Source organism: Desulfoluna spongiiphila (assembly GCF_900101345.1).
GTDB lineage: Bacteria > Desulfobacterota > Desulfobacteria > Desulfobacterales > Desulfolunaceae > Desulfoluna > Desulfoluna spongiiphila.
On sequence record NZ_FMUX01000045.1, the window covers coordinates 1 to 5,572 of the forward strand.

A 5,572-nucleotide genomic window follows, 5' to 3' on the forward strand; every position below is an offset into this window, starting at 1 on the left:
ACCACCGAAAAGAACCGCAGAAACTGAGGCAGAACTAATCAAAAAGTCTCTTCAGGCCCGACAAGACGAAATAGATCGAATCCCCATTGAAGGAAAATTTGGACAAGCAAAGAGACGATACTGTCTTGGCCGTGTCATGACAAAATTAGCAAAGACCAGTGAAACTGCCATCTCACTATGCTTTTTAGTTATGAATCTTGAAAAATGGCTGAAAGCCATTTTGTTGTGCCTGTTTTTCAAAGAGCCAATTCGGTGGTGGCCGTTTAGAGTGTCACGTTTTGCATCTGCAGCTGACTAACCCCATGTCCTGAAATTAATCGCGCAAAATTGTTCAGCAACCCCTATATATTTCCAAAAAAAACACGGCCATGGTTCCCTCTCCATGGCCAATGCTCTGTGTCAGGCGTTCATCACAATCACCTTTGCAATCTCCTTCATGGAACACCGCTTGTCCATGCTGAGCTTGCGAAGCCGCTTGTAAGCCGTCTCTTCGCTGATATCAAAGGTCTTCATCAACAGCCCCTTTGCCCGGTCCACCAGCTTGCGGGCCTCGAGCTGGCCCCTTGCTTCCTCGACATCGCACTCCAGCCCGGCGATCTCGGTTGCCCGGGCCACGGCGATCTCCACCATGGGCAGGAGGGACTCCTCCTTCACCGGTTTGACCACGTACCCGATGACCCCGGCCTCCTTGGCCATGTCCACACTCTCCCGGCCCGTGTTGGCCGTCACCAGCAGGATTCCCCCTGCGGTCTTTTCGGAGCGAATCATCTGGGCTGCCTTCAAGCCGTCCAGAAGCGGCATGTTGATATCCATCAGAACCAGATCAGGCCTGTGCTTGTGGCACACCACCACCGCGTCCAGGCCGTCGGTGGCTTCGGCCACCACATCGTAGCCCGCGCCTTCGAGAATTTCCCGGATACCCTTGCGAATCAAGGGTTCGTCATCGACTATGACTATTCTGTATTTCATGCCTGTTTTACACACCTTCTGTTATGTCATGCACCACGGGCCGTCGGCACGCCGACCGACCCAGGAGGATCTGTTTGTACCCGTCCATCTTATGCCTCCGGCGGCCCTGCCGGGGGTTAAACCTTTGAAAAGTTCAACAAACAGGCCCAATAAAATTGATTCAGGCTAACCTCGATCAAAGGCGGATGTGATTTTCCCCGAGGAACGAGGGGAAAAACGCATTCGCAAGCTGCTTTCAAGGTGGCACACCTTGCCGCCGGAGGCATTGTTTTTAATGCTTTTCTTACGAGCGTGTCATTTCAACGGAGGCGTACCGAAGCACGCCGTCAAAGAAATCCAGCACCCCTTTCAGGGACGACTCCACACTGGCCACATCCCCCACCAGCACCAGGGAGCCGCCGAAGCGGTCCAGAAAACCGATGTCCACACCGGCCGCCTTGGTGGCGATGTCTGCGGCGATGATCACCCCTTCCGGAGGCGTGATGGTCAGGATACCAATGGCGTCCCCTGCCTCGTCGTCGAGGCCCAGTTTCATGTAGATACCCTGCTGGGGGCTTGCGATCACATGGGCCAGGGTCACCTGCTTCCCCGGCACATATTCTTGAATGACCCGCTGTTTGTGTGCGTGTGCGTCGCCTGTCACGTCGTCTCCATTAAAATCCGCCCCGTTGCCGTGGCGGCTGTCTGCAGCCCTTCTTATTCAATCATGGTGCGGCTGATGATTTCATCCTGCACGTCCTTGCAGAGTTCCACAAAAAACGCACTGTACCCGGCGACCCGCATCATGAGATCCCGATATGCTTCGGGATTCTCCTGGGCCTTCCTCAGGGTTTCGTTGTCGATATAATTGAACTGCATCTGGGCGTTGCCGAAGAGAGAGGCCGTGCGGAGCAGTGCAATCAATCCGGCTTCGCCCTGGGGTGTTTCAAGGGACCCCTGCATCAATTTGAAATTGTGTGCCATCCCCAGGCTCATGGACTCCACGTTAAGCTTTCCCACGGACTTGATGACTGCCGTGGGGCCCTTTGTGTCGGCTCCCTGGGACGGACTCATGCCGTCGGAAAGGGGCGCCCCGGCCGAGCGGCCGTTGGGTGTGGCCCCCACCATCTCCCCCAGGGGGGTGTTAAAGGACTGGGACAGGGTGCCGTGAATCAGCCGGGCATAGAGCGACGTATGCTGATTGATGGTTTTTTCGGTGTAATCGACGATATCCCTTGTAATCAGATCGGCATAGTCGTCGTCGTTTCCGTACTTCGGAGCCGACAGGCAATCCCTACGTATCTCTTCGTAGCCGTCCCAGTTTGCGTCCAGGGCCGTTTTCATGTCCGTGAGGGTGTATTTTTTTTCATCAAAGACGAGCTTTTTGATGGCGGCCATGCTGTCGGCGTAGGTCCCCAGTCCGGCAAAGATGGTCCCCGGCCCTTCGTACAGGACCGCGCCGCCTGCGGTGACGTCCTTTCCGCTTTGCATGCACCCGTCCACGAACAGGGACATATAGGGCGTTGGCACCATGTCCCGCACCAGGGTCTGGTTGATCACCGTGCCCCGGGCCGTCATGGCCATGATGTGGTCCAGCTGCTTTTTCACCGCCGCGTCAAAGGCCTCGTAGGTGGTAAGCCCTTTCAAATCGCCGGTGTCGACCCCCTGCATGCTGCCGAAGGAGGGCATCACGCCCCGGTTGAAGACAAACTCAATGGCGATGGGCCACTGGGTAAAGCCACCGGCGGTCCACTGATGGATGCGGCCCGACTTCTGGGGCTCGACGCATCCCATGAGGCTGTAGTCCCGTGCGTCTTCAAAATCGAAGCCCTTTCTCAGCATCATCTTGATGTGGGCGTCGTCAAAATGGCAGGCAGGCATACCGCCCCCGGCCTTGATCACCTCCACGATCTTTTGGAGGTACGCCTGGGGAGACTGGTTGTGGATGCGGCAGGCCAGGGAGGGCTGGTACACACCCACCCGGGCGACGGCGTCCATGACGAGATAGGTCAAGTCGTTGGTGGCGTCCCCGCCCTCGCGCTTCTGGCCGCCCACGCACAGGTTGATAAAGGGCATGTACCCGGCAAAATAGGTGGCCGTTGCCTCCGGGGTGTACCAGATCATCTCGGAGCACTTGATGATAAAGCAGCCCATGAGCTCATGGGCCCGGTCCTCGCCCAGGGACCCTGCCTTCATATCGGCTTCGTAGCAGGGGTAGACATACTGGTCAAAGCGTCCCAGGGAGGTGCTGCACTGGTTCTCTTCCATGAGAAAAAGGGACTGGATGGTCCAGATGGCCTGGAGGGCTTCCTGGAAGGTCTCCGGGGGATGGGCCGGGACACGGGCGTTGACCTCGGCGATCCGCTCCAGTTCGGCCTTGCGCCCGGGATCCTGTTCCCTGGCTGCCAGCTCCCGTGCGTGGGACGAAAGGCGCCCCGCATAGATCAGGACCCCCTCACAGGTTTCCACGGCGGCCTGGTAAAAGGCCACCTTTTCCTTCTCTTCGGCGCTGTCCCCTGAAATCTGCGCAAGGTGGGCTTCGGCCTCGGCCTTGATGCCGCCGATGCCCTTGGTAAAAAGAAGGATGTCGTAGCCGGGGCTGGTGTCGCCGCCGCCGCTGGTATGGTGGTACGTCAAATCGCTCACGCAGGCCTCGGCGGAAAACTCCCACAGGTTCTCCTTGCGAAACCACGCTTCGCAGGCTTCGTCCAGGGACCTGCCCTCCCAGAAGGGAAAAATCTCCTCGCGCAGGATTTTTTTGTCGTCTTCGCTGATGACGTACGGATCCTGGGGGCGGGTCCCAATGGTGTCAAGCTCATCACGCACCCATTTCCAGGCGGTGTCCGGTGAAAAGGCACCGGCCCGGGCCCTGCCGCAGGGATGGCCCACAATCAGCTCGTCGTCGCGGATCAGCATGGGCGCTGTTTCGCAGGCCCGCTTAAACCCCTTTGCCCGGCGAAGGTTGTTGGGCAATTCCGGATACTCTTTGGCGACGGCCGTAAAGGCCAGGGCACGACCGATGGTCATGCTCGGCTTGACGTTAAGGTACGCCTCCTTGAGGCGGGCAAGGCGCTCCGGGAGTTGAGCTCCCTTCCGAGCGTTGCGGCAACTGCTGGGTTCAGTAACGGATGTCATCATGACCTACCTGGGGTGGGGAAGTGAAAAAGCCAACGTACATGATCCTGAGCTGCGATACCTGAAAAAAGACGGGCATCGCAGCTCAGGATCATGGGGGAGCACCGAGGCTCCCCCATGAAAACGGCCGGTCCAAGGAAATAAACCGACCTGCTGCGTTACACAAGCTGTGCCTTGAGGTCGTCGCTGGGTGAGGGAATGACCACGTGGCTGTACACGGGTCCGGACTCCCCTACCCCTTCGATACCGGCAGCCACGGAGGCCTTCACCGAGCCCACGTCACCGGTCATGGTGACAAAGGACTTGCCGGCAAGGCCTGCGGCGAAACGGATCTCGATGAGATCCACCTGGCCGGCCTTGGCGGCGGCATCGGCGGCCAGGATGCAGGAGGCCACGGTGTAGGTTTCGATGACGCCCAGGGCGTTGATGCGGGGCACGATGGTGGCCCCGGAGAGGGCGGGCAGCACCATGGAGTGAACGCTGGGAATCACGAACCAGTCGATGACCTGGTCCCCTCCCAGCTCGCGGCCGACCTCCACGGAGCTCTTGACGGAGCCGGTGTCCCCGGCCACCATGATCAGGTACCGTCCCGGACAGGTGGGACGGGCCATCACCAGGTCCACGGTGGCGGCTTTGCTCATTTCGTCTGCGGTCTGAATGCCCAGGGCGATGCTGTTCATTTCAACAACACCGATCGTTCTGTAGTTCATACTCTTACCTCGTTATTCTTTATGAACCGGACAACTCCGGCGTAAAAGCAAAAAACAAAAAAAATGCCTCCGGCGGCCCTGCCGGGGGCCAAACTTTTGAAAAGTTTGACAAACAGGTCATGCCGTCATCCACGGGCGCAGCCCGTCAGCAAATGTGACGTACCTGAGGAACGAAGGTACGGAGCATTTGCGAACCTGGGTTAGCCGTTGCGTGAAATCCTCACCACGCCGTCTTCAACGGAGGTGACCACGCCGTCGATGCTGGCATGGATGCGCGCCCCGAGGGCCCCTTCGGGGATCTCACCGATGAGGTCGCCCTTGGCCACGCGGTCGCCTTCTTTGACCAGGCACTGCGCCGGGGCGCCGATGTGCTGGGCAAGGGGGATGGCCACGCGCTCGGGCACGAAACGCTCTTCGGGCATGCCGGGGTGGGTGTCGTACTTGAGCACGTCCAGGCGCTGCATGAGCCGCTTGGTGGGCACGTAGCGCACGTCGCGCATGGGATTGTTCACGGGCTCTTCACCGGTGGCGGGCCAGCGAACCCCCTCTTTCATCAGCTCTTTTTTGATGAGCATGTTCACCTCACGGGGAGAGATCCCCATGGGACAGGCGAACTTCTCGCAGATGCCGCACTCGCAGCAGAGGAGCGCCTCCATGCGGGCCCGTGGGTCCTGAACCAGGGCCGACAGGGAGCGCATGAGCTTGTGGGGATTGATGGAGTGACCCAGAAGGTTCCTGGGGCAGAGCTCGGTGCAGTGGGTGCACTGGCAGCAGACCGT

Annotated in this window: 6 protein-coding genes; 1 reads left to right on the forward strand and 5 read right to left on the reverse strand. The window is 59.0% G+C overall.

Translation table 11 applies throughout. From position 1 onward, the window contains the following. A partial coding sequence (locus BLQ12_RS26665) for a transposase (RefSeq protein ID WP_139164141.1) occupies positions 1 to 298 on the forward strand: 298 nt, incomplete at its 5' end. 101 nt (positions 299 to 399) lie between these two features. Here BLQ12_RS26665 and BLQ12_RS26670 read toward each other — a convergent pair. From BLQ12_RS26670 to BLQ12_RS26690, 5 genes are all read right to left on the reverse strand, one after another. Beyond that, entirely contained in the window at positions 400 to 969 is a 570-nt protein-coding gene (locus BLQ12_RS26670) for an ANTAR domain-containing response regulator (protein WP_092216020.1), read from the reverse strand. Between the two features lie 283 nt (positions 970 to 1,252). After that, positions 1,253 to 1,612 carry a BMC domain-containing protein gene (locus BLQ12_RS26675; protein ID WP_092216022.1) on the reverse strand — a complete coding sequence of 120 codons (360 nt, stop codon included), beginning with the start codon at positions 1,610 to 1,612 and terminating at the stop codon, positions 1,253 to 1,255. Positions 1,613 to 1,665: 53 nt separating this feature from the next. Beyond that, positions 1,666 to 4,086 carry a choline trimethylamine-lyase gene (gene cutC, locus BLQ12_RS26680; RefSeq protein WP_092216024.1) on the reverse strand — a complete coding sequence of 807 codons (2,421 nt, stop codon included), beginning with the start codon at positions 4,084 to 4,086 and terminating at the stop codon, positions 1,666 to 1,668. Between the two features lie 155 nt (positions 4,087 to 4,241). After that, a complete protein-coding gene (locus BLQ12_RS26685) occupies positions 4,242 to 4,793 on the reverse strand; it encodes a BMC domain-containing protein (RefSeq protein ID WP_092216026.1) in 552 nt (183 codons plus the stop codon). Between the two features lie 200 nt (positions 4,794 to 4,993). Further along, positions 4,994 to 5,572, reverse strand: a 579-nt coding sequence (locus BLQ12_RS26690; protein ID WP_175470089.1) for a 4Fe-4S dicluster domain-containing protein, incomplete at its 5' end; no start/stop codon positions are given.